The 23,160-nt window shown below is 41.7% G+C and carries 23 protein-coding genes and 5 pseudogenes; 22 read left to right on the plus strand and 6 right to left on the minus strand.

Annotation, left to right across the window (positions count from 1 at the left end; genetic code table 11):
• Positions 1-27 precede the first annotated feature (27 nt).
• Positions 28-706: pseudogene (locus JCM21738_RS00560) on the plus strand (zinc metallopeptidase).
• Between the two features lie 26 nt (positions 707-732).
• On the opposite strand, the gene JCM21738_RS00565 reads toward JCM21738_RS00560, so the two are convergent.
• The gene (locus tag JCM21738_RS00565) at positions 733-1,605 is read right to left on the minus strand and encodes a YitT family protein (protein ID WP_023627559.1); all 873 of its coding nucleotides are present in this window, start codon (positions 1,603-1,605) and stop codon (positions 733-735) included.
• 290 nt (positions 1,606-1,895) lie between these two features.
• Here JCM21738_RS00565 and JCM21738_RS00570 point away from each other — a divergent pair, with 290 nt between their 5' ends.
• The 14 genes and pseudogenes from JCM21738_RS00570 to JCM21738_RS00625 all read left to right on the plus strand — a co-directional run bounded on the left by JCM21738_RS00570 (position 1,896) and on the right by JCM21738_RS00625 (position 13,726).
• Positions 1,896-2,210, plus strand: coding sequence for a nucleotide pyrophosphohydrolase (locus tag JCM21738_RS00570; protein WP_031308449.1), 315 nt, complete (start codon positions 1,896-1,898; stop codon positions 2,208-2,210).
• A gap of 14 nt (positions 2,211-2,224) precedes the next feature.
• Positions 2,225-3,025, plus strand: a complete 801-nt coding sequence (gene dapB / locus JCM21738_RS00575) for a 4-hydroxy-tetrahydrodipicolinate reductase (RefSeq protein ID WP_023627561.1) — start codon at positions 2,225-2,227, stop codon at positions 3,023-3,025.
• Positions 3,026-3,035: 10 nt separating this feature from the next.
• Positions 3,036-3,467: a methylglyoxal synthase gene (mgsA, locus tag JCM21738_RS00580; protein ID WP_023627562.1), complete on the plus strand. Its 432-nt coding sequence runs from the start codon at positions 3,036-3,038 to the stop codon at positions 3,465-3,467.
• Positions 3,448-4,164 carry a bacillithiol biosynthesis deacetylase BshB1 gene (gene bshB1 / locus JCM21738_RS00585; protein ID WP_023627563.1) on the plus strand — a complete coding sequence of 239 codons (717 nt, stop codon included), beginning with the start codon at positions 3,448-3,450 and terminating at the stop codon, positions 4,162-4,164. Before mgsA ends, bshB1 begins: the two co-directional genes overlap by 20 nt.
• Complete coding sequence (gene bshA, locus JCM21738_RS00590; protein WP_023627564.1) at positions 4,161-5,300, plus strand: N-acetyl-alpha-D-glucosaminyl L-malate synthase BshA; 1,140 nt, start codon at positions 4,161-4,163, stop codon at positions 5,298-5,300. Before bshB1 ends, bshA begins: the two co-directional genes overlap by 4 nt.
• The gene (locus tag JCM21738_RS00595) at positions 5,297-6,505 is read left to right on the plus strand and encodes a CCA tRNA nucleotidyltransferase (RefSeq protein WP_023627565.1); all 1,209 of its coding nucleotides are present in this window, start codon (positions 5,297-5,299) and stop codon (positions 6,503-6,505) included. The genes bshA and JCM21738_RS00595 overlap by 4 nt, the downstream gene beginning before the upstream one ends.
• Positions 6,466-7,458, plus strand: a pseudogene (locus tag JCM21738_RS00600) (biotin--[acetyl-CoA-carboxylase] ligase). Before JCM21738_RS00595 ends, JCM21738_RS00600 begins: the two are co-directional and overlap by 40 nt.
• 243 nt (positions 7,459-7,701) lie before the next feature.
• Complete coding sequence (gene panB, locus JCM21738_RS00605) at positions 7,702-8,538, plus strand: 3-methyl-2-oxobutanoate hydroxymethyltransferase (protein WP_023627567.1); 837 nt, start codon at positions 7,702-7,704, stop codon at positions 8,536-8,538.
• Positions 8,535-9,382, plus strand: a pseudogene (gene panC / locus JCM21738_RS00610) (pantoate--beta-alanine ligase). Before panB ends, panC begins: the two are co-directional and overlap by 4 nt.
• Before the next feature lie 22 nt (positions 9,383-9,404).
• A complete protein-coding gene (gene panD / locus JCM21738_RS00615) occupies positions 9,405-9,791 on the plus strand; it encodes an aspartate 1-decarboxylase (protein WP_023627569.1) in 387 nt (128 codons plus the stop codon).
• A 212-nt stretch (positions 9,792-10,003) separates the two neighbouring features.
• Entirely contained in the window at positions 10,004-11,926 is a 1,923-nt protein-coding gene (locus JCM21738_RS00620) for an exonuclease domain-containing protein (RefSeq protein ID WP_243462822.1), read from the plus strand.
• Positions 11,923-12,324 (plus strand): hypothetical protein, encoded by a 402-nt coding sequence (locus tag JCM21738_RS24940; protein ID WP_243462823.1) that lies wholly within the window; start codon positions 11,923-11,925, stop codon positions 12,322-12,324. The genes JCM21738_RS00620 and JCM21738_RS24940 overlap by 4 nt, the downstream gene beginning before the upstream one ends.
• Before the next feature lie 35 nt (positions 12,325-12,359).
• Complete coding sequence (locus tag JCM21738_RS24945; protein ID WP_243462826.1) at positions 12,360-12,797, plus strand: helicase C-terminal domain-containing protein; 438 nt, start codon at positions 12,360-12,362, stop codon at positions 12,795-12,797.
• 98 nt (positions 12,798-12,895) lie between these two features.
• The gene (locus JCM21738_RS00625; RefSeq protein ID WP_023627571.1) at positions 12,896-13,726 is read left to right on the plus strand and encodes a ComEC/Rec2 family competence protein; all 831 of its coding nucleotides are present in this window, start codon (positions 12,896-12,898) and stop codon (positions 13,724-13,726) included.
• A gap of 148 nt (positions 13,727-13,874) precedes the next feature.
• Here the strand turns inward: JCM21738_RS00625 and JCM21738_RS00630 are convergent, their stop codons facing one another.
• A complete protein-coding gene (locus JCM21738_RS00630) occupies positions 13,875-14,105 on the minus strand; it encodes a hypothetical protein (RefSeq protein WP_023627572.1) in 231 nt (76 codons plus the stop codon).
• Positions 14,106-14,283: 178 nt separating this feature from the next.
• On the opposite strand from JCM21738_RS00630, the gene JCM21738_RS22895 reads away from it, so the two are divergent.
• From JCM21738_RS22895 to JCM21738_RS00655, 6 genes are all read left to right on the plus strand, one after another.
• Positions 14,284-14,454, plus strand: a complete 171-nt coding sequence (locus JCM21738_RS22895) for a YpmA family protein (RefSeq protein ID WP_023627573.1) — start codon at positions 14,284-14,286, stop codon at positions 14,452-14,454.
• A gap of 61 nt (positions 14,455-14,515) precedes the next feature.
• On the plus strand, positions 14,516-15,001 hold the full coding sequence (locus JCM21738_RS00635; protein WP_023627574.1) for a cell wall elongation regulator TseB-like domain-containing protein: 486 nt from the start codon (positions 14,516-14,518) through the stop codon (positions 14,999-15,001).
• Positions 15,002-15,110: 109 nt separating this feature from the next.
• The gene (locus JCM21738_RS00640) at positions 15,111-16,292 is read left to right on the plus strand and encodes a pyridoxal phosphate-dependent aminotransferase (protein WP_031308451.1); all 1,182 of its coding nucleotides are present in this window, start codon (positions 15,111-15,113) and stop codon (positions 16,290-16,292) included.
• Positions 16,293-16,587: 295 nt separating this feature from the next.
• On the plus strand, positions 16,588-17,295 hold the full coding sequence (locus JCM21738_RS00645) for a DnaD domain-containing protein (RefSeq protein ID WP_023627576.1): 708 nt from the start codon (positions 16,588-16,590) through the stop codon (positions 17,293-17,295).
• A gap of 91 nt (positions 17,296-17,386) precedes the next feature.
• Positions 17,387-18,037, plus strand: coding sequence for an endonuclease III (gene nth / locus JCM21738_RS00650; RefSeq protein WP_023627577.1), 651 nt, complete (start codon positions 17,387-17,389; stop codon positions 18,035-18,037).
• Positions 18,034-18,414: a YpoC family protein gene (locus tag JCM21738_RS00655; protein ID WP_052019525.1), complete on the plus strand. Its 381-nt coding sequence runs from the start codon at positions 18,034-18,036 to the stop codon at positions 18,412-18,414. The genes nth and JCM21738_RS00655 overlap by 4 nt, the downstream gene beginning before the upstream one ends.
• Positions 18,415-18,461: 47 nt before the next feature.
• Here the strand turns inward: JCM21738_RS00655 and JCM21738_RS27825 are convergent, their stop codons facing one another.
• The 3 genes and pseudogenes from JCM21738_RS27825 to recU form a co-directional block, all read right to left on the minus strand.
• Positions 18,462-18,878 (minus strand): hypothetical protein, encoded by a 417-nt coding sequence (locus JCM21738_RS27825; RefSeq protein ID WP_500778538.1) that lies wholly within the window; start codon positions 18,876-18,878, stop codon positions 18,462-18,464.
• Between the two features lie 95 nt (positions 18,879-18,973).
• A pseudogene (locus JCM21738_RS00660) lies at positions 18,974-21,013 on the minus strand (penicillin-binding transpeptidase domain-containing protein); the annotation flags it as partial.
• Positions 21,014-21,045: 32 nt separating this feature from the next.
• Entirely contained in the window at positions 21,046-21,663 is a 618-nt protein-coding gene (gene recU / locus JCM21738_RS00665) for a Holliday junction resolvase RecU (protein WP_023627580.1), read from the minus strand.
• Between the two features lie 117 nt (positions 21,664-21,780).
• Here recU and JCM21738_RS00670 point away from each other — a divergent pair.
• Positions 21,781-22,649 (plus strand): annotated as a pseudogene (locus tag JCM21738_RS00670) (DUF2515 family protein); the annotation flags it as partial.
• Between the two features lie 110 nt (positions 22,650-22,759).
• On the opposite strand, the gene JCM21738_RS26455 reads toward JCM21738_RS00670, so the two are convergent.
• Positions 22,760-22,882: a hypothetical protein gene (locus tag JCM21738_RS26455; protein ID WP_256360154.1), complete on the minus strand. Its 123-nt coding sequence runs from the start codon at positions 22,880-22,882 to the stop codon at positions 22,760-22,762.
• Positions 22,883-23,160: the final 278 nt, after the last annotated feature.

Raw genomic sequence — 23,160 nt, forward strand, 5'->3', positions numbered from 1 at the left:
ATCATGAGATGTAAGGGGAGGTATTAGATGTCTATAATAATCTACTTTGCGCTTATTATTTTGATCCCGTTATGCTCAATTCAAGGTAAAAGGAGCATACAAGAAATATTCACAGGTGGCTTCTTCATCCCAAATGACGGGTGCAGAGGTGGCTCGTAAGATTCTCGATGATAACGGTTTATACAATGTTGGAGTCGAAGAAACCAGAGGTTATTTAAGTGACCACTACGACCCGCGTTCAAAGGTTGTACGATTATCTTCAGATAACTTTTTTGGCCATTCAGTCGCAGCTGCCGCAATTGCTGCTCACGAAGTAGGCCATGCGATTCAAGATGCTGAGGACTATTCGTTCCTCAGATTCCGCCATGCTCTTGTTCCAGTAGCAAGCCTAGGTTCAAACTTTTCCTGGATTCTGATCCTCATTGGAATTTTTGCTCAATTAAGCGGACTGCTTTTACTAGGTATCCTTTTCATGGCCGCAGCTGTTGTTTTCCAACTGGTAACTTTGCCGGTTGAATTCAATGCATCGAACCGTGCAATGGAACAGGTAGTTTCAGCTGGGATCATCAGGAATGATGAAGAAAGAGAAACGAAGAAAGTATTGAATGCCGCCGCTTTGACATATGTAGCTGCAGCAGCTGTTGCAGTACTTGAACTTGTTCGTTTAGTAATGATCTACACAGGCATGACTAGCAGTGAAGAATAAAAAATCCGGATAATCATCCGGATTTTTTATCTTTCAAGAGGCAGTTTATTTTCATCAAGCGTAAATCCTTCACCCAGTACATCGTGGACAACCGTAACAGAAACAAATGCATGGGGATCGACTGAATTAATGACACTTTTCAATCGGACGATTTCATTCTTGGCAACTACGCAGTATAAAACATCTCTTTCGGATTTTGTATAAGAGCCTACAGCCTTCAGGCTCGTGACTCCACGGTCCATTTCTTTCATGATTTTCGCTGCGATATCCTCACTTTTCTCTGAGATGATCATAGCTCCTCTGGCAGCGTAGGAACCTTCCTGCATAAAATCGATCACTCTGGCTCCTACAAAAACGACCACAAGTGTATACATGGCTTCCCTGTAGTTCAAATATGTAATAAGAGAAAGTGTAATGACACCAAAGTCAAACATGAACATTGTCCTACCCATTGTCCAGCCAACATACTTTTGAGCCAGCCTTGCGATAATGTCGACTCCGCCTGTAGTTCCTCCATAACGGAATATGATCCCAAGGCCGATTCCGATGAACACTCCCGCAAACAGGGCAGCTAAAAACAAGTCCTCATATAATGGCATCTCGATTTGATATTTTTGAAATATAGCCAGAAAAATGGAGACTCCTACTGTACCTATGATTGTATAAATAAATACATTCCGGCCGAGTAGCTTCCAGCCTATGAAAAAAAGCGGCAAGTTCAATAATAGGTTGGTAATGGAAGGAGACCACCCGAATACGAAATAAAGCAAAAGTGTAATTCCGGTGAAACCACCTTCTGCGAGGTTATTCTGCATATTGAAATGAACAAGGCCGAATGAGAAAATAGCCGCACCAAGCAGAATGAAGAAGGTGTTTTTAATTTTTAAGCCGTTAAGCACGATTTATTCCTCCTATAAGTACACTAAAATTTACCTTACAAAGCGCTTATATTATATAAAATATAACCAACAAGGGCAATCTTTTACAGGAGGGGCATAAAGAGTCGCAATATTCTATGTTTCAAGTCCGTATTGTGAGGAGTGTATAAGTGGGAAAAAAGCTTTATTAATGATTGCCTATGATTAGTTTGAAATAAAAATATTTGTCAAAGTACCTCCATTAAGCTAACATCGATATAGATAAACATACATAAAAAGGTTGGGTGAGTTTCTTGAGTGGAAAGAAAACGATGAAAGAACTCCAGCAGGAAGTGGATTCATATATAAGCCAATTTAAAGAAGGTTACTTCAGTCCTCTTGCTTTGACTGCACGCATGACCGAGGAGCTCGGGGAGCTGGCTCGTGAGGTAAACCATTATTATGGCGAGAAGCCAAAGAAAAACGATGAAAAAGAAAAAACAATAGAAGAAGAGCTTGGAGATATGCTATTTGTGATGATTTGTTTTGCCAACTCTTTAAATATAGACCTTGAAGAAGCACATAACATGGTCATGGAAAAGTTCAATACAAGGGACAAAGACCGCTGGACTAGAAAAGACAGCTGAAGGAGACTAAATATATGGAAAAAGTAAAGGTTGTAATTGCAGGACCAAGAGGAAGAATGGGTAAAGAGGCTGTCAATTTGGTGCTCGGGACGGATACATATGAACTCGTGGGAGTTGTTGACAGGAAATATGAAGGAATGAAAGTTGGTGAGCTCGAGGGCTTTCCAGCGAGTGATGCCTTAATTTATACAGATTTCGAGAAATGTCTCCAGGAAGTTGAGCCCAATGTACTTATTGACCTGACGACACCCGAAGTAGGCATGTTCCATACTAAGACCGCATTGAAATATAAAGTTCGCCCAGTGGTAGGGACTACAGGGTTCAGTAAAGAAGATCTTAAAGAACTTGAACAGCTATGCGCTGAACAGGAAACAGGCTGTATCATCGCTCCAAACTTTGCAGTCGGAGCCGTTTTGATGATGAAATTCTCGCAAATGGCTGCCAAGTATTTCAATGATGTTGAGATCATTGAACTGCACCACGACCAGAAGCTTGATGCGCCATCGGGTACAGCAGTGAAAACGGCACAAATGATATCTGATGTGCGTGTACCGAAAACACAAGGACACATTGACGAAAAGGAAACAATTCAAGGTGCGCGCGGTGCGGATTATGAAGGTATGCATATACACTCAGTGAGACTTCCAGGGCTGATTGCCCACCAGCAAGTATTATTCGGTGCTGACGGACAAACATTAACGATCCGCCATGACTCATACAATCGAAGCTCCTTTATGTCTGGAGTCAAGCTTGCGGTGGATACAGTCATGAAAATGGATGCTTTTGTTTACGGATTAGAGAATATCATAGAATAGGGGAGAAACCATGAACATTGCCTTAATTGCACATGATAAAAAGAAAGATGACCTAGTGGGTTTCGCTGTCGCTTATAAGGAAATCTTTGAAGAGCATACATTATTTGCAACCGGGACAACAGGATTGAGGATCATTGAAGCAACGGGTTTGGAAGTGACGAGGTTTCAATCCGGTCCTCTTGGCGGTGACCAGGAAATTGGTGCAAGGATTGCAAATAACCTTATAGATGCAGTGCTTTTCTTCAGAGATCCATTGACTGCCCAGCCGCATGAACCAGACGTGACTGCCCTCGTTCGGCTATGTGATGTATATTCTGTTCCGCTGGCGACCAATATGGGAACAGCTGAGATTCTCATAAAAGGGATTGAAAGAGGAGACCTTGATTGGCGAAATATAATGAATGAGGAAACTGGTGATAAATATGGAAGCAATGAAGCTTGATATACTGGCATTTGGTGCACATGCTGATGACGTGGAAATCGGGATGGGCGGTACAATCGCAAAATATGCTGCTGAAGGAAAATCAATCGGAATTTGTGATTTGACCAAAGCAGAGATGTCATCAAACGGAACAGTAGAGATCAGGAGCCGAGAAGCAAACGAAGCAGCCGGAATTCTTGGAGTGAAGATGAGGGAAGCGCTTGACTTGCCGGACAGAGGCTTGTTTTTAAAGGAAGAATACATAAGGGAAATTGTTAGAGTGATCAGGCGGAATACTCCGGACATAATTTTTGCACCTTATTTTGATGACCGTCATCCTGACCATGGCAGCTGTGCCCGCCTTGTTGAGGAGGCGGTCTTTTCGGCAGCAGTAAGAAAATATGATGAAGAGAACGGGCTTAAGCCGCACAGACCAAAAGCTTTACATTTTTATATGATCAATGGATTACATAAACCAGATTTTATAGTTGATGTATCGGATTATATCCATTTAAAAATCAATGCGCTGAATGCTTACGAAAGCCAATTCATGAAAGGGTCAGGAACTTTCGATACCCCGCTAGTGAATGGCTATATCGAAACAGTCGAGGCGCGCGAGAAATTACTAGGCAAGGAAGCTGGCGTCGCATATGCCGAAGGCTTTATGTCCAAAAAACCATTGTTAATCCATAAGGATTTGTTAGGGGAAGGTAAATGAAGAAATTAAAAATTGGCATCACCTGCTATCCGACGGTGGGAGGATCTGGTGTTGTCGCAACAGAACTTGGGAAGCTGCTGGCGGAGAAGGGTCATGAGATTCACTTCATTTCCTCGAGCCTTCCCTTCCGGCTGAAGAAAATGTACCGAAATATTTATTCTCATGAGGTGGAGGTCAATCAATACTCAGTATTCCAATATCCACCATATGATATTGCGCTGGCCAGCAAGATTGCAGAGGTCGCAGTCTTGGAAAATTTAGATGTCCTCCACGTCCATTATGCTATTCCCCATGCTGTCTGTGCCATTTTGGCCCGCCAGATGAGCGGACGTGATCTGAAGATTGTCACTACGCTTCACGGTACCGATATTACCGTACTTGGATATGATCCATCTCTAACGGATGCCATTCGCTTCGGTATTGAAAAATCGGATGTTGTGACAGCAGTGTCCAATTCGCTTATCCAGCAAACCTATGATTTGATCAAACCAGATCAGGAAATTGGCTGTGTATACAACTTCATAGACACTCGTGTCAATAAACGGACTGATTCCTCAGACCTTAGAAAGGAATATGGAATCCTTCCTGAAGAGAAAGTGGTCATCCATGTATCCAACTTCCGGTCCGTTAAAAGAGTTCCGGATGTGATCAAAGCATTCGCAGGAATCGCAGAAAAAATGCCGGCTAAGCTTTTGCTTGTTGGAGATGGACCGGAAATGAAGATTGTTTGCAACCTTGCAAGTGAATTGGGGATTCGCGACAAAGTCCTGCTGCTTGGAAAACAGGAGAGGGTAGAGGAGCTATATTCACTGAGTAATTTGATGCTTCTTCTCTCAGAAAAGGAAAGCTTCGGGTTGGTAGCTTTAGAAGCTATGGCTTGCGGTGTACCATGTATCGGTACCGATGTAGGAGGTATTCCGGAAGTGATTGTGGACGGAGAGACTGGTTACATATGCGAATTAGGAAATATCGAAGAAATAACAGAAAAAGCTGTTAATATACTCTCAAACCCTGAAATCCACAAGCGCTTTGCTGAGAAATCGGTAGAAAGGGCAGAAAAAAACTTCAGCGCTGAACAAATCGTATCAGAATACGAAAGTATATACTATAGTATTGTCGGGCAGGATGCACAATGATTGGCCAGCCATTCATACAGGCAGTGCCTGTCCTTAAGTTAATAGAGAATGCAGGGTATGAAGCGTATTTTGTCGGCGGCTCTGTCAGGGATCATATCCTCGGTCGCGAGATATCCGATGTTGATATCGCAACCTCAGCGTTACCTGAGGAGTTAAAACGGATTTTTCCTAAAACCAATGATGTGGGAATTGAACATGGAACGATTCTCGTCCATTATAAAGGTGAACATTATGAAATAACGACATTCCGTTCCGAAGAAAATTACACAGATTATAGAAGACCCGATAAGGTTTCTTTCATTCGGTCATTAAATGAGGATCTCCAGCGGCGTGACTTCACGATGAATGCAATGGCTATGGACAAAAAAGGGAACATTCTCGATCCTTTCGCGGGCAAAGAAGCGATAAACAAAAAAGAAATTGTGACAGTAGGCAATCCAGATGAACGTTTCGGTGAAGATGCCTTGAGGATGCTTAGGGCTGTTAGATTCCAGTCACAATTATCTTTTTCGATTGGAACACAGACTTTAGAATCGCTTACAAGTCTCTGTCATCTTCTGGAGAACATAGCGGTAGAACGCAAAACTGTTGAATTCGAAAAATTGCTTAAGGGGCCAGCCAGGAGAGAAGCAGTCCAATTGCTTGCGAATACTGGAATGATTCAATATTTGCCAGGACTGAAAGGTCAGCGCGCGGAAGTAATACGTTTTTCAAGACATCTTAAACAGGATTTCCAATTGGCGGAATCATGGGTACTGCTAGTATATGAATTAGGTTTGAAGGACAAAGAAATTGAAGGATTCCTGCGAGAATGGAAGCTTCCAGTCCAAAAAATTAAACGAATCAAACAAATTCATTTGTTGTTATTGCACCGCCTTAAAAATGATTGGAATCCGGAATTGGTTTATAACGCAGGACTGGAAGATGCAATTAGCGCTGAAATGGTGTTTGCGTCTCTGCAAAATATTGTTGGCAGTACCGAAAAAATCAAGGAATTGCATGAGCGGCTTCCGATCAAACATCGAAAAGAATTGAACGTAACGGGGAATGATGTTATGGGCTGGCTGGATAAACAGCCTGGTCCCTGGCTGCGCGGGCTTCTTGAGGAAATCGAACGTTCTGTTATCTATGGCATCGTGCCAAATGAGAAGGAGAAAATAAAGGAATGGCTGAACGCGTCCAATCTGAGATCAGGAAAAAATTAATAGATGCTTTTACAAAAAATGAAACTGAATATCTATCCGGCCAACATTTGGCTGACATTTCGGGCTGCACACGTACGGCGGTGTGGAAACATATCGAGGAGCTTCGCAAGGAAGGTTTTGAATTTGAGGCGGTCAGAAGAAAAGGATACAAAATTATCTCAATACCTGACAATATGTCTGCGGATAAAATAACCCTTGGTTTAAACACTGAATTCCTTGGCAGGAATCTGCACTACCATGACAGCGTGGAATCTACTCAAAAAATTGCGTATAAACTGGCTTATAATAATGGCGAAGAGGGAACTGTGGTGATTGCCGAAGAGCAAACTGCAGGCAGAGAGGATGGACCGTAAGTGGCATTCCCCAAAATACACAGGTATATGGATGAGCCTCATTCTAAGGCCAAAATCCCTATTCCGAAGGCTCCGCAGCTGACATTGATAACTGCAGTAGGTGTTGTGCAGGCAATAGAGGAAGTAACAGGATTATTGCCTGAAATAAAATGGCCGAATGATATTCTCATTAACGGCAAGAAAATTACCGGGATTCTTACGGAGCTTCAAGCTGAATCAGATCGGATTAATTCAATCATTATCGGAATCGGCATCAATGTAAATACAAGCATAGAAGATTTCCCTGAAGATATCCGAACAATCGCTTCGTCGCTCGCTATAGAAACCGGCAATATAATAGACAGGGAAAAATTGATCCGGATTATACTGCAAAAATTGGAGAAATTGTATTTACTGTATCTCGAAAAAGGCTTTTTCCCGATTAAGCTGATGTGGGAAAGCTACGCCATAAGCATCGGTAAACAAATCACTGCAAGGACCCTTACTGGTGAAATCAAAGGGAAAGCAACCGGGATTACTGAAGACGGAGTTCTTTTGATTGAGGATTCAGCAGGGGAAATTCATAACATTTACTCCGCGGATATCCAGATAGAAGGTTAACTCAGTAATATAGCCAAAAATGCAGTCATTTGCTATAATCAATCTGGGCGGTATCGAGAGAACTGCACCTTGTTGATTTATTTTATAAAAAAATAGTTCTGCCTGGATCCGGTAGCGGACTGGGACAGAGGGATGAAACAAGTACAGGCTTCAAAGGGTCCTTCTGGCATAGATGGATCCTTTTTTAGTGTCTGGCATTGATGGATTGTTTTATCTCCTCTTCAGAAAAAGGGAGGAACGAAAATGAAACAAACAACTGATTTCTTAAAAATGAAGCAAACAGGCAACAAGATCGTCATGGTGACAGCCTATGATTATCCTTCAGCCAAGCATGCAGAACAGGCTGAAGCTGATATGATCCTCGTAGGTGATTCCCTTGGAATGGTTGTGCTTGGCTATGACTCGACTGTACCAGTGACAATGGAGGATATGATTCACCATTCGAAAGCTGTCAGGCGGGGAGCAGGCAATACATTCATTGTTGTCGATTTGCCATTTATGAGCTATCATCTGTCGATCAAAGACACGCTTATAAATGGTGCGAGAATCATGCAGGAAACAGGGGCAAACGCCGTGAAATTAGAAGGTGCCGATGAGGTTATTGACCATATAAAAGCACTTACGAAGGCAGGGGTACCTGTCGTAGCACATCTGGGCCTCACCCCACAATCTGTAGGCGTATTAGGCGGATATAAAGTGCAGGGGAAGAGTGCGGATGCGGCAAAAAAACTGATTGATGACGCAAAAAAATGCGAAGAGGCAGGTGCCTTTGCCGTTGTGCTGGAATGCGTACCTAAACAGCTTGCAGAACAAGTCAGCCAGGCCCTTGCAATCCCGACAATTGGAATCGGGGCTGGAGCGGAAGTTGACGGACAGGTACTTGTATACCACGATATTATCACCTATGGCGTGGACCGTGTACCGAAATTCGTGAAACAATATACGAATGTAAATGAACTAATCTCTTCCGGGCTCAGTGCCTATGTTTCAGAAGTCAGGCATAAGGCCTTCCCAGAAGATAAACATAGCTTTACCATGAAAGAAGAAGAACTGCAGGCGTTGTACGGGGGAAAAGAATGAAAATCATTAGAACAATCACCGAGATGCAGGAAAAGATGCAAAAATTAAAATCTGAAGGGAAATCCATTGGATATGTACCAACCATGGGTTTTCTGCATGAAGGCCATATATCTTTGATGAAGAGGGCGCGTCCGGATAATGACGTTGTTGTCCTGAGCATTTTCGTGAACCCGCTTCAATTTGGTCCTGCAGAGGATCTGGATGCCTATCCTCGGGATTTTGAGCACGACCATAAGATTGCGGAGGCTGAGGGGTAGATTTTATATTCTATCCTTCTGCTGAAGAAATGTATCCCGATAACGCTTCGGTAAAAGTATCTGTTGTTGACCGGACAAATGTCCTTTGCGGCAAATCAAGGCCAGGGCATTTTGACGGAGTAGCAACTGTTTTAATTAAGCTATTTAATATCATCCTTCCGACGAGGGCATATTTTGGCCTAAAGGATGCCCAGCAGGTCGCAGTGGTCGATGGCCTGATCAAGGATTTCAATTATCCGATAGAATTGATTCCAGTTGAAACAGTACGTGAAGATGATGGGCTTGCAAAAAGTTCGCGAAATGTCTATTTAAGTGAAGATGAAAGACAGCAGGCAGTCGAGCTTAGCAGAAGCCTGGAGATGGCTAGGCTCGCCATTGAGAGAGGCGAAAGGAATCCTGTAGAACTTGTTGGAATGATGAAACATCATATCCATGAGAATACTTCAGGTATAGTTGATTATGTTGAAATCTATTCCTATCCTGAGCTGCAAGAGTTGGTGACATTGAAGGGTAAAGTGATCATTGCCCTTGCGGTGAAGTTCTCAAAAGCGAGACTGATTGACAATGCCATTTTAGAAGCAGAATAATTTATATAGGGGGATTTATTCCATGTTCCGCACCATGATGAATGCTAAAATACATCGAGCAAGAGTAACTGAAGCAAATCTGAACTATGTCGGCAGCATCACGATCGACAGCGATATTCTGGACGCAGTCGGAATGGTAGCTAACGAAAAGGTTCAAATTGTCAATAATAATAATGGCGCGCGTTTCGAAACTTATATTATTCCGGGTGAAAGAGGGAGCGGAGTAGTGTGCCTGAATGGTGCAGCAGCCCGTCTAGTCCATGAGGGTGACGTTGTGATCATCATTTCCTATGCACTTGTCCCTGAAGAGAAGGTTCCGTCCCACCAGCCAAAAGTAGCGTTGATGGATGAGAATAACCGTATAGTTGAAATGCTGCATGCTGAACCGGAAAGAACGGTATTCCTATAATACAAGAAAACTCCCGTACTATCGGGAGTTTTTCATACGCCAACCACAGAAAAAAAGAATAATCCAAAAGTGGTTGTAATGGTAATAATAGGAGTAGGACTGGAAGGGATTGAATCTGAAAAGTTGGGACGATACAGACACTGTCACGCTTTCACTTTCATATTTTTTATGATACGGTTTTGTTTGACTGAATGTTAGAGGTGTATTGAAGAATGAGCCAAAAATTTGTGGTTGTAGATTTAGAAACAACGGGCAATTCCCCTAAAAAGGGTGATCGTATTATACAATTTGGAGCAGTGATCATTGAGGATGGGAAGATTACTGGCCGATATTCCTCGCTTGTCAATCCATTGCAGGAGATTCCTGCTTTCATTGAAGAGTTGACAGGAATATCTGATTCAATGGTGAAAGATGCTCCATTATTTGAGGAAATCGCTCCGCAGGTTTCTGATATGCTGGAAGATGCTTATTTTGTGGCTCATAATGTCTTATTTGATCTTTCCTTTTTACAAGAAGAATTAGTAAATTCACGTCAGGAAGGTTTTTATGGTCCTGTTATAGATACTGTGGAAATGGCAAGAATCCTTTATCCGACTGCTGACAGTTATAAACTGACAGATTTGGCCGTAAGGGAGGGTTTGCATCATGACCGCCCTCACCAGGCTGATAGTGATGCACAAGTGACGGCAGAGTTGCTCCTGATAATGCTTGAGGTTATAAAAGCGTTGCCTTTGGTCACAGTCAAGGAACTGGCAAAGCTCTCAGAGGGTCTTAAGAGTGACCTTCACTTAATTTTCGATGATGTTTTGAGTATGAAGGAGAGCAGACTGGAGATCTTACCTGAATATATTGAGGTTTACCGTGGGATTGCCTTGAAAAAGAGAGCGGTGATCCGCAAGCTTAACCAAAGTGCTATTATATATCCGGAATCAGTGGCGGAAAAGATGTCTTTACTCCAAAAGGCATTTTCTGGCTATGAGATCAGACAAGGACAGTTCGTAATGATGGACTGCGTTCGTGAAGCATTCTCAAAGAGTGGCCATGCTTTAATTGAAGCGGGAACGGGTGTAGGGAAGTCACTTGGGTATTTGATTCCTGCAGCAATTTTTTCATTGGAAAGTAAGAAACCGGTTGTGATCAGTACCTATACTACACAGCTTCAGGAACAGCTTTTATTCAATGACATTTCAAAATTGGCACAAGTGTTGGAAACGACCATAAATGCATCGTTGATTAAGGGCAGGAACAACTACATCAGCATGGCCCGGTTTGAACACTCTCTGAGGGAGATAGAGGATAATTACGATACAGCCCTTTCTAAAATGCAGATTCTTGTTTGGCTTACGCAAACAGAAACTGGAGACTTTGATGAACTCAATTTGTCCAGTGGGGGCATGCTTTTCTGGAGTAAAGTGAAAAATGAACGCGCCATTTTCCTCAAGACGAAGCACTGGGAGGATTATGACTTTTATCAAAGGGCAATCGAAAAAGCACATAATGCGGATATTTTGATCACTAACCATTCAATGCTGCTTGCCGACCTTGTTTCAGAGAAGGGTCCGCTGCCGAATTATGACTATGCAGTACTCGACGAAGGTCATCAACTCGAAAAGGCAGCAGGAAAGTATTTTGGCAAGTCACTGGATTATCTGGCTGTCAGGCTGGTACTGAATCAGCTTGGTTTATATGATCAAAACCAGTTGTTCTATAAATTGGAGACATTGCTTTACAATAATAACGGCGCGCTGGGAAACAGCAGACTTCATACGTTTGAAATCAATCAGTTGATATCTGATTTGGTATATGAAACAGAAGAACTATTCAAACTTGCAGGGACTTATGCTAGAAAAGCATTGAAGAATAAATCTTATGGCAGCAAATTGAATGCAAGCATGGTTCCGGACAGAGATAACCGGATTTGGACTGCATTGAAAACAACCGCAGAAAGGTTTTATTTCCACCTAAAGGATTTGATCACCGCTCTGGAAGGAAGGCTGGATGAGGCGGGGAAAAGCCCTCATGCTATACAGGCGTGGAGCAATCAATCCTTGAGGAGGTTGTTTCGGTTACAGAGGATTTGGAAAAAATCCGTACTACGGCCAGGACCTTATTCATGGACGAAGGCGGTTATGTGAGATGGATTGAGGCAGATATGAGGGCTTTGCAGAATTCAACGACAATTTATTCACGCCCTGTTTATGTATCTGATTATTTGGCAGAAACATTCTTTTCGAAAAAAAGAAGCGTAATTGTTACATCAGCAACCCTCACTGTTAATAATTCCTTCTCCTATATCAAAAAGGAATTGGGACTGCGAAATACGCTGATGGAAAAGCAAATTCCTTCGCCATTTTCCTATCAATCTCAGGTCAAGCTCATTGTCCCTGATGACTTGCCGGATATTAAGTCTGTTTCTAACGATGACTATGTGGCAGCCATAACGGAACATATCATCTCTATAGCAGAAGCAACTAAAGGCCGGTTGCTGATTTTATTCACATCCCATGAGATGCTGAAAAAACTTATGAATTAATAAAAGAGAGCGGTCTCCTTGAAAAATTTATTCTGATTGCACAGGGAATTACTGCAGGCAGCAGGACAAGACTGACCAGAAACTTCAAACGGTTCGAAAAAGCAATTTTATTCGGGACCAGCAGTTTCTGGGAGGGTGTTGATATTCCGGGTGAGGATCTATCATGCTTGATAATAGTTAGGCTTCCATTTACACCGCCTGATGAACCAATAACAGCTGCAAAGTGTGCTTTGATCAAGGAAAACGGTGGCAGCCCTTTTTCAGAATTATCTCTGCCTGAAGCCGTCCTGAGATTCAAACAAGGGTTTGGAAGACTGATCCGTACTTCAAACGATAAAGGCCTTATTCTAATTTTTGATCGCAGGCTTGTTACTACATCATACGGTAGTGCTTTTTTACAATCGGTGCCTGACATACCAGTTAAAAAAGGGTCGATAACAGAAATAGTCGACATGATTCATGATTGGTTGTAGTTGCGTGAAAGCCCAATATTGAACTCCTTTTTTTAAAGCCTTTTATAATTTCAGCCAAATGACGCACTCTAAAGCTAGAAGTAATTGGAGGAGTCTACATGAAGCTTTTATTAGCAATCCTGGCATTTATGAATTGGTATTATTTTCCCTATGAATCTCCTTCTGCTCCCGTTGAGGTTGAAGGGGTGGATGTCAATCTGAAAAGAAACGAATTGGCATTTACATTCTTAGCAATAAGCGATGGAGAGGCGGCACTGATTCAGCATGCTAATGGTGAGAATATACTGGTGAATACTGGTGGCAATGGTACATTCAAAGAGCTTGAGCAGCTGCTTGCTCTTTTTCATGTAAATGATTTATCGACGATTATTTTGACTGCGAATGCTGGGCAGGAGAACCTCGAACAATTAATCCAGAAATACAATGTAAGCAGGATATTTACTGGGAAAGCTGGTAATCAGGTTCTTGCAGAAGCTTCAATCCCGACTGAAGTGAAGGTCCAAAGCTGGAAGCAGGGAGAATTGTTAAAGCTAATGCCTGGGTTGACTGCCGAAGTCATTTTCAATGGCAGTGAAGAGAATGAAGGCACAGATATTTCTTTTCAATTTTTCCATCATCAAATTTTTTATGTTAGTTCAGCCAGTCATGCTTCTGAACAAGCATTTCTTGCCGAACCACTGAAGAATGTCAATATTGTCAAATTGCCGTTTTTTGCTGCAAAAGGTTCTTTTTCAGATTTGCTGATTAAGCATCTTGATCCCCAACTCGCAGTCATCTTCAAATCAAATTCGATTAAACCAGATCCTGATTTAGTGGAGATGCTGCATGAAGCCTGGATTGATGTTTATTTCACAAAGCAGCATGGTACTGTAACAATTAAGCTTACCGATTCAACCTATGATGTCATTACAATTTTGAGTGAAGAATAATAGCTGTTTTGATTTACAGTAATTTTTGTACAATTTAGCTTGAGATGTAGGTCTCGAAATCATAAAATGGGCTGAAGAAAAACTGCGCATATTCTGCGCAGCCATTTTAGATGTTTGGACTAGAATAGATTTTTTGTTTAATAGGAAATTATAAAATAATTTCAATGTGGATAACTATCCAGGTTTTCTTAATCCAGCTCCAGCGCCTAGCCCCTCGAGACGCTTTTCTAGTGTCGCCTCCTAGAAACTCCGAAACTTCAACTCCGCCGGCAGAAGCAAAAAGCGCTTCTTTGTCGGAGTCTCCAGTTTCAGCGTTTCTTGGCAGTCGGCTATACTTTTCGATTTCGGTCCGCCCAATGAAGTCAAAGAGCGACTTCACTGGTCGGCCCTCCAGCGCTTATCGGGGCTGACCAAGGCGATTGCGCTTTTCTAATGTCAGCAATATTTTTACCAGTGAGGACCATCTCCTGATATAATAAGTGGTGTTAATTGTATTGTTGCCGGCTGAACGCTCATATATAAATGACAAAAATTGTGTGAGAGGAGAGGAAGCGGGCATGGAAAGCAAAATTGAAGTACTTTCGACTGTAAAGGTCCAGAATAGTCCTGATTTGTATAAAATTGTAGATGCCCTAAACAGGACGTTAAAGCGTGATGACCTAATGTTCGGTCTTGCATTGGATCAGGATGACAAAGAAAAAGCAATTTTCACTATTTATCGCACTTGATTAATTAAGCTGTTGTCTTGTTTAATATATGTAAAAAGCATACATAAAGAAGGGGATACATTTGAAGAAATGGATATTTTTCAGTATCCTCATTGTTATTACAATTGTGGGGATTCTGGTCAATGTATACTTAAACGCGGTTGAACCAGTGAAGGCAGCAGAAAAAGAGGCTGTCCAAATTGCTTTAAAAGAAACTAACCTTTCAGATTTTACAAACTTCAGTTTGTATAGTGGTGAAGAGACTTATTATGTAATGACCGGGAAAAATGCCAAACAGGAAGTTGTTTATGTTTGGATCAATGAAAAAAACAGCGAAGTTATCACGCGAAATGCTAAAAATGGTATCACGAAAAAAGAAGCTTTAAATAAACTATATCAGGAAAAAAATCCGAATGAAATTATTGAAGTAAGGCTCGGCATGGCCAGAATTCAAAAGACGGACAGGCCGGCATGGGAAATTTTTTACCGAAACAACAATGACACAATAAATTATTATTATGTCGATTTCGATACAGGTGAAAAACTGAGGGCCATTGATAATTTGTGATTCTCATTTGCAAATTTTTGATTCAAGAAGAGATGTTGGACAATACGATATTATTAAAGATTCAATAGTAGCCACATGTAAAGAAAAAATAGGAGGTAAAGGGATGGAGATCCAATTAGCCAGCAGAGTGGGAGCACTCACTCCTTCATCAACTTTGGCAATTACCGCAAAAGCAAAAGAATTAAAAGCGCAAGGGAAAGACGTGATAGGACTAGGAGCGGGTGAACCTGACTTCAATACACCGCAGCATATTATTGATGCTGCTGTTAAGTCCATGAATGAAGGGTTCACTAAGTACACACCATCTGGCGGTCTGCCGGAGTTGAAAAAGGAAATCGCAGCGAAGTTAAAAGGTGATCAAGGACTTGAATATCAGTTGAATGAAATCATCGTAACAAGCGGAGCTAAGCATGGCTTGTACACCCTGTTCCAAGTACTTATTGATGAAGGTGACGAGGTGATCATTCCGATTCCTTATTGGGTCAGCTATCCTGAACAAGTGAAGCTTGCAGGAGGAAATCCTGTCTACGTGGAAGGGCTAGAACAGAACAACTTCAAAATCACTCCTGAACAACTAAAGGAAAAGGTCACCGACAAGACAAAGGCGGTCATCATTAATTCCCCAAGCAATCCTACCGGAATGGTATATTCGAGAGAGGAATTGAAGGCTCTTGGTGATGTATGTCTTGAGAATGGAATCCTGATTATCTCTGATGAGATTTATGAAAAATTAATTTATGGAAATGCTGAGCATATATCCATTGCTGAACTCTCAGAAGAACTTAAGAAGCAGACGATCATTATCAATGGAGTTTCTAAGTCGCACTCAATGACGGGCTGGAGAATCGGGTATGCAGCAGGTAATAGTAAAATCATCAATGCAATGACTGACCTGGCAAGCCATAGCACATCAAATCCAACGACTCCTGCACAGTATGCGACAATTGAAGCTTACCGAGGGTCACAGGATGCGGTAGAGACTATGCGTACGGCTTTTGAGGAAAGACTTGAAATCATCCACGGCAAGCTGAATGAAATACCGGGAATCAGCTGTATAAAGCCTCTGGGAGCATTTTACCTGTTCCCTAATGCAAAAGAAGCGGCTCTTATGACGGGCTGCACGGATGTGGATGAGTTTGCAGAAGTATTGCTGACAGAAGCGAATGTTGCAGTAGTTCCTGGCTCAGGTTTTGGAGCTCCAGACTATATGCGACTGTCATACGCTACATCCCTTGAGCAGTTGGAGGAAGCGATCAGCAGAATTCATCAATTTATTGAAAGCAAGGCTTAAATTGTCTCGCACTCGGGCTTCCGGCTTGGACTTGAAAGAACTGTAGCGAGAATCAGCGGGGTAGAACACGTACTTGAAAAGATCCCATTTCACGTTTACTGATCCGTCTTTACCCATAAAAAAACGAAAAGGCCCGTACAGTGCGGGCCTTGTTGTATTTTGGGGAATCATGTTTTATTTTGTCTGTATCAGCTCTCCTTTTCGTTATTTTTCGACTAATTTCCCTTTTTAATCTTTTTCTATTTTATTACCAGCCGGGCTTGTTCATGCTATACTATGAAAAGAGGTGTCCGGAATGAAAAAAGCAGATATGTTAGATTGGCTGAAAGAGGGGAATGTTACAATTCCTGCTGTATTGCTTACGCAGTACAAAGAAATGAGATTGAACGAACAAGAATTAGCATTATTACTTCATGTATTCTATTTTTCTGAAAAAGGAAATGAATTTCCTACGCCTACGGAACTTGCAGCCCGCATGACGATATCGGCTTTCGAATGTACAGATTTGCTCCGATCCCTGATTCAAAGAGGGTTTATATCAATAAGTGACGGGAATTCTACGGACGGAATCAGATATGAAAAATATTCCCTGGAACCGTTGTGGGAAAAGCTGTTTGACCAGTTTATGCTCAAACGGAAACAGGAACAAGAGATGACCAACCAGAAGGAAGAAACAGATTTATATACAACGTTTGAAAGGGAATTCGGCAGGCCGCTTTCACCCTTTGAGTGTGAGTCACTGGCAATGTGGATGGATGACGATCACCATGATCCTATCATCATTAAAGCTGCATTAAGAGAAGCTGTCATTTCTGGTAAATTGAATTTTCGGTACATAGACCGGATTCTTTTTGAATGGAAGAAGAACGGGATCAAGACAATCGAACAAGCCAAAAGTTATGGAAGGAAATTCAGGCAGCATCAGGGTGCTCTAAAGGCAGGGAAGGAAGAGCCTAAAGTTTCTGCGAATCCTGTTCCGTTTTATAACTGGCTTGAACAGTAATGCTAACGAGAGAATTCATCTATTCTCTCTTTTTTTAAGTTCTTTTCGAGGTGTAATGTCTTAATTCATATTGAAAGTCGTGGTGAAATATATGTTAAATAAACAGCAAATCCGGTTTTGCCTTGATGAAATGGGAAAGATGTTTCCTAATGCGCATTGCGAGCTGGTTCATTCTAATCCTTTTGAACTTGTCATTGCAGTCGCCCTATCTGCTCAGTGTACTGATGCCCTGGTGAATAGGGTGACAAAAAACTTATTCCAAAAATACAAAAGTCCTGAGGATTTTTTGAGTGTTTCATTGGACGAACTGCAACAGGACATCCGGTCAATTGGATTATATCGCAATAAAGCGAAAAACATCCAAAAACTTTGCAGGATGATCATCGATAAATATGGAGGAGAGGTTCCGCGGGACAGGGATGAATTGACGAAGCTTCCTGGCGTTGGGCGTAAAACAGCCAATGTCGTGGTTTCAGTTGCTTTCGGGATTCCTGCTATTGCAGTTGATACACATGTGGAGCGGGTCAGCAAACGCGTGGCTTTTTGCCGCTGGAAGGATTCAGTTCTTGAGGTTGAGAGGACATTGATGAGAAAGGTTCCTGAGGAAGAATGGTCCATTACGCATCACAGAATGATTTTTTTTGGACGATACCACTGCAAAGCACAGAATCCCAAGTGTGAAACATGTCCTTTATTGGAGGTATGCAGAGAGGGCAAAAAAAGAATGAGAGCCAAAGCATGATGGAAAGAACAGATATTTCCTCCCAGGATTTTGTACAAGCAGTGGAGAGGGTCCTCAGTGAATGGAGGCATTCCAAGGATGAACTAGATATTCACTTCCAGAACAGGGATAGCGATAAGGCACTGCCATTTATGAAGAGGGCAATAGATTTATTTGAACAGTTCCTTATAAGTTCAAATAGCCTGAGTCCAGATAAGTATTGTATCAAAGATTGTAAAATTAAGCCGGTGAATGTAGAAGAAAGGCTTGATTTTATCGTATCGAGACCCACACTTTTTCATTCTTATAAACAACTTGCTGAATTGTTCAATGAACAGGAAAAGCTGTTTGCCAAACAAACGATTTTAAATAGATCAAAAAACAAACGTCCTGATTGACTCAGGACGTTTGTTTTTTGTCGTTTTATTGAGTTTTGGAAGGGTGATCAATCTTCATCCCCATCACCATTGGAGTTACCATCATTATTTCCATCGCCTACACTTTCACCATTGTCATTGTCATTGTCATTGTCATTGTTATTTCCGTTTCCGTTTCCGTTCCCTTGGCCATTTTCATTTCCTTCATCGTTTTCATTTTCTTCATTTTCATTCTCGCCATCTTCTGGTTCTGGCAGTAGTGGTTCTGGAACTTCGACTTTTAGAGTGGCAGGGTCAGACCGCTGTTCACCACGTAGCGCTGTGACTTTGAATGAATAAATTCCGCCTGGAACTACATTGGCGATTTTCAAGCCTGTCTCAGCTGTAGTGGTCAGTGGTTGCTCAGGACCTTCATCAAGGGATGCGGTAACCTCGAATTTGATATCTTCTTTATTCTCCTGATTGAATTCCCAGCTCAGGATGATCTCATTTTTTGTTTCATCGTATTTTGCTTCAAGTTTTGAAGGAGTTTCAAGCTTTTCAAACTTCTTGGATGTTTCCTTAGGAACATTGCCCGTTACAGCCCACTCGTAAAGGATTTCATCCTTTGGAGTATAATCACTTGCAAGCTTTGCAGGCATTGTACCTTTTTCGATTTTAACTCTTTCCACACTCTTTGGAACAGTGAAATCAGGTGTATCTACGTCTTTAGATACATAGGTCATCAGATTCTTGAAGAGAGTCTGTGATATTTTTTGTTCGTTACCGTACAGTGCCGTCTTTCTGTCGCTATAACCGGTCCAGACGGATGCCGTATACCTTGTTGTATAGCCTACAAACCAGGAATCAGGGACACCGTCATTTTTAATTCCCCATTTTTTGATATCTTCCGGCGTGTAGTTTGTTGTTCCTGTTTTTCCGGCAACATGAAGGTTTGGGATGTTTGCGTAAGTTGCTCCTGTACCTTGCTTGATCGCCGTCTTAAGCATATCGGAAATCATGAATGCAGTGTAATCTTTCATAACCACTTCAGTTTCCGGTGTCAAATCAATTTCTGTCTTGTCACGAAGTACAACCTTTTTGACTGAGTATGGCTCTGTAAAGAAACCATTGTTACCAAAGGCTGCATATGCACCAGCCATTTCAATCGGAGCAATTTCATGAGCCCCAATAGAAGCAGATTCAAAAATTGGATCATTTAGTGTTAAACCAAGCTTAACTCCGAACTCCCTTGCCTTTTCGTCACCTACTGCCTGGAAGGCCTGCAGGGCAGGGATGTTGATTGATTTAGCAAGGCTGATCTCATTGTCATGATGCCATTGTATTTGTCATTCCAGTTACCTATCGGTTCGCCGTTAGAATAGGTCATAGGCTTATCTTCAAGCATATGATAGGTACCCCAGCGTAAATGCTCAATCACCGGTCCATAGTCAAGGATTGGCTTGATGGTTGATCCGGGCTGTCTTTTTACATCAATCGCATAATTCAAACCGCGTTTGACCTGCTGATTCCTGCCGCCGCCTATTGCGCGGATTTCACCGGTTTTCGTATCAAGCAGCGTAATGCCAGCTTGCATTTCATTGTTAGGGAATTGTACAGCAGCATCTGTATTAAGGATGGTCTCTACATGTTTCTGTGCATTTTGATCTAGTGTTGTATAAATTTCAAGTCCATCGGAAAAAATATCAAAATCGGTTTTTTCTGTTACTTCCTCGATTACCATGTCAACAAATGCATCGAATGGTTCTTCGTTCTTATTCTTTCTGTTTTCTTCCTTCACGAGGCTGGATTCAACAGGGATCTTTTGTGCATTTTCTTTCTGTTCCTGTGAAATGAAGCCATGATGTTGCATCAGATATAATACAGTGTTCCTTCGTTTCTCCGCCTTTTCAGGGTTGGTAAAAGGATTGTAATTATTAGGACTCTGAGGCATACCAGCAAGCAGGGCGGCTTCATGAAGCTCAAGCTCACTTAAATCATCTTTTCCAAAGTATGTCTTTGATGCAGTCAGGACACCGTGCATATTTTCTGACATATAGATTTTATTTACATACATTTCAAAGATTTGCTGTTTTGTATACTTTTGTTCGAGCTGGTAAGCTAGCCATGCTTCTTGTGCTTTCCTTGAGATCGTTTTTTCAAAGCCAAGGAAGTAGTTTTTGACAACTTGCTGCGTAATGGTGGAAGCCCCTTCGGATCCAAAGCCGTCAGTTATATTTGCTATAACGGCTCCTCCAAGGCGGATGATGTCGATACCATTATGTTTATAGAATCTTACATCCTCTGTCGCTAAAAAGGCGTTTTCCACTAGTTTTGGTATATCCTCATATGCTACATAATCCCGGTTCTGCGAGCCTACTTCTGTTACAAGCTTTTTATCTTTATCATAGATCTTAGAAGATATAGGGTCTTTGAGCAAGGACTCATCAAGTTTTGGTGTATCCTGTATCATGAAAGCGAAGGTAGCGATTCCGGTCAACATGCCGATGATGCCCAGGGCAATCAGCGTGAGGAAAATTTTCTTGAACATTCCTTTATTCGCTTTCTTGCCTTTTGTTTTCTTAGTCTTGGCTGCCTGTTGTCTTCGGCGCTCCTCTCTAGTTTGAGGTTTTTGTGCCATTTATAGATCATTCCTTTCTCGCAATAAAAACACTAACTAAGTTTATAAAGATAATCGATAACTTTTATATAGTCAATCCTTGGGTGAAGGCCAAGGGGTATTTGATGGCCGAATTCAAAGACTTCTTCCTTTGTGATTGACTTCCTGCCGCCATTTTTCATTCTTTTCCAGAAAGTCAGCAAATGGCTCGCTTCCAGCATGTATATCTCTTCTTCCGAGGAGAAACGAAGGATGACAAAACATATACCTCCTTGCTCAAGCACAGCTTTCATATGGACAATCTGATGTTCATGGAAGTTTTTCAATGGAAACGATGTTGAAAACTTAGTCTCTTTGGCTTCAAAATCAATGTACCTTCCCTTGTAAACTCCATTATAGTCTGTAGTAGAAGCTTGTTTAAAGTATGCCTCTTTTATAACAGCTGCACTCCTGCGCGGATAATCCACATTAACGATTTGAACGGGTGTCGGTTTCTTATGGATGACTGCTATGCCCCGGTCAACATAGTAGGAGTTTGTTTCATTCAAGTCCTCCTCCAATGTCATTCCTCTATTGCTATAGGCTGCATTTTTTTGCACTCTGGCTTTTTTTGCCGGCTCTTTATTTGTATTTGGTGAATATTTCTTACCATTTGGATAATTGAATATCAAGCTGACCACCTCGCAGACTACTCTATATCATACCAAATATCAACGGTATTTGGTTGAATAAAAAGCCTCATTTCACATCACCCTATAAAGAACCTATAGAAAAGGAAGAGAAAAGGTGTGTCAATAACCCAAAATCCTCAATTTCATCAGCTGCCTGACCATGAAGCGGAGATCATACAAAAGATAAGGCTGGAAACTGATGACCTAAATTTGGACAATATCTCAAGAACTAGAGCGTATCTTGATTTTTATCTGGAGTATCCCGAAATGATTTGGGCATTCCTGGCCAGCATGGTTTCAAGGAATGGCGGCTATAATATGTGCGACCTTGAGGGAGACTGGTACCCAAAAATGCTGGCTCCTCCTATACGCCAGCGGTTGTTTCTCACATATGAAAGAGCCAACTGGCTGATTTTCCGTGATGCCTTTTCGCAGCTCCTTTTATACTCTTATTCGACGAAAAAAAGCTCACCAATGTTTCACTTGCTGAAATACCTGGATGTTTCAAGTTTTATGGAAAAAGAATGGCAGGTATTTTGGGATCGTGGAGATAAAAAAGGCTAATGACTGCTTTGATCATCAATGAACAAAATGTGATCCATAATCCTGTTATTAGACATCCGGTATATAAAAAGAGAGTATTTAACACAATGATGTTTTCCTTTGAAGATTATCTGCATTTCAGTACGGTCCTTTTTCCAACGTGTGAGGGAGAACTCTACGGGGCAAGTGTGAATGGATTCAAATCCGTGAGCAAAAGAATAAATCTTGGGAAGCGGCTTGCGTCAATTTTATTTGACAGCAGGTATTATCCGTTATTTCTGGAATTCGCGCTCCAAACAGAACATACAGCTTCAAGACATGATTATGAACAGTACTTTCCTTATGATAAAAAAAGAGATACGCCATTTCTTCGCTGTACCTATCCAATCATTCAGCATCATTTTCACCAACAAGGTGACTGGTATAAGGAAAGGAAATTTCACAAAAAGTGGTTTAGCCAGGAACTCAACCACAGACATCCTGTTCACTTAACGGAATGGTACAAAAAAAAAGCAAAAACAATTACATGCCATGATATCGGTAAAGGAATTATTCACTTCAAATTGATACAAACAAAAAAGCAAGGGAGCTCCTTGCTTTTTGTCTTAATCCAGCTCCAGCGCCTAGCCCCTCGAGTCGCTTCGGTCCGCCCAATGAAGTCAAACACCGACTTCACCGGTCGGCCCTCTAAGGCACACGACGTGCAAACCCGACAGCCACACGATGTGGCGTTTTAGGCGGGCAGCGCAAGTCGGGCTGATCGAGTCGCTTCCGCTTTATGGTTCACTCTGCTGGACGGTTTGTACCTTCAAGCTTTTTGTCGCCATATCCTGTTTTCTTCTCAGCCGTTTTATTAGGCTGCTGCGCAGTTTTCTGTTGTTTTTTATTCATGTGAACACCTCCCGAGATTAGTTTGTTCATTTGCTGTTTTTTCATTCGGTAATTGATTGTCGA

The organism is Mesobacillus boroniphilus JCM 21738 (genome assembly GCF_000517385.1).
In the GTDB taxonomy this organism is placed as follows: Bacteria; Bacillota; Bacilli; order Bacillales; family Cytobacillaceae; genus Mesobacillus; species Mesobacillus boroniphilus.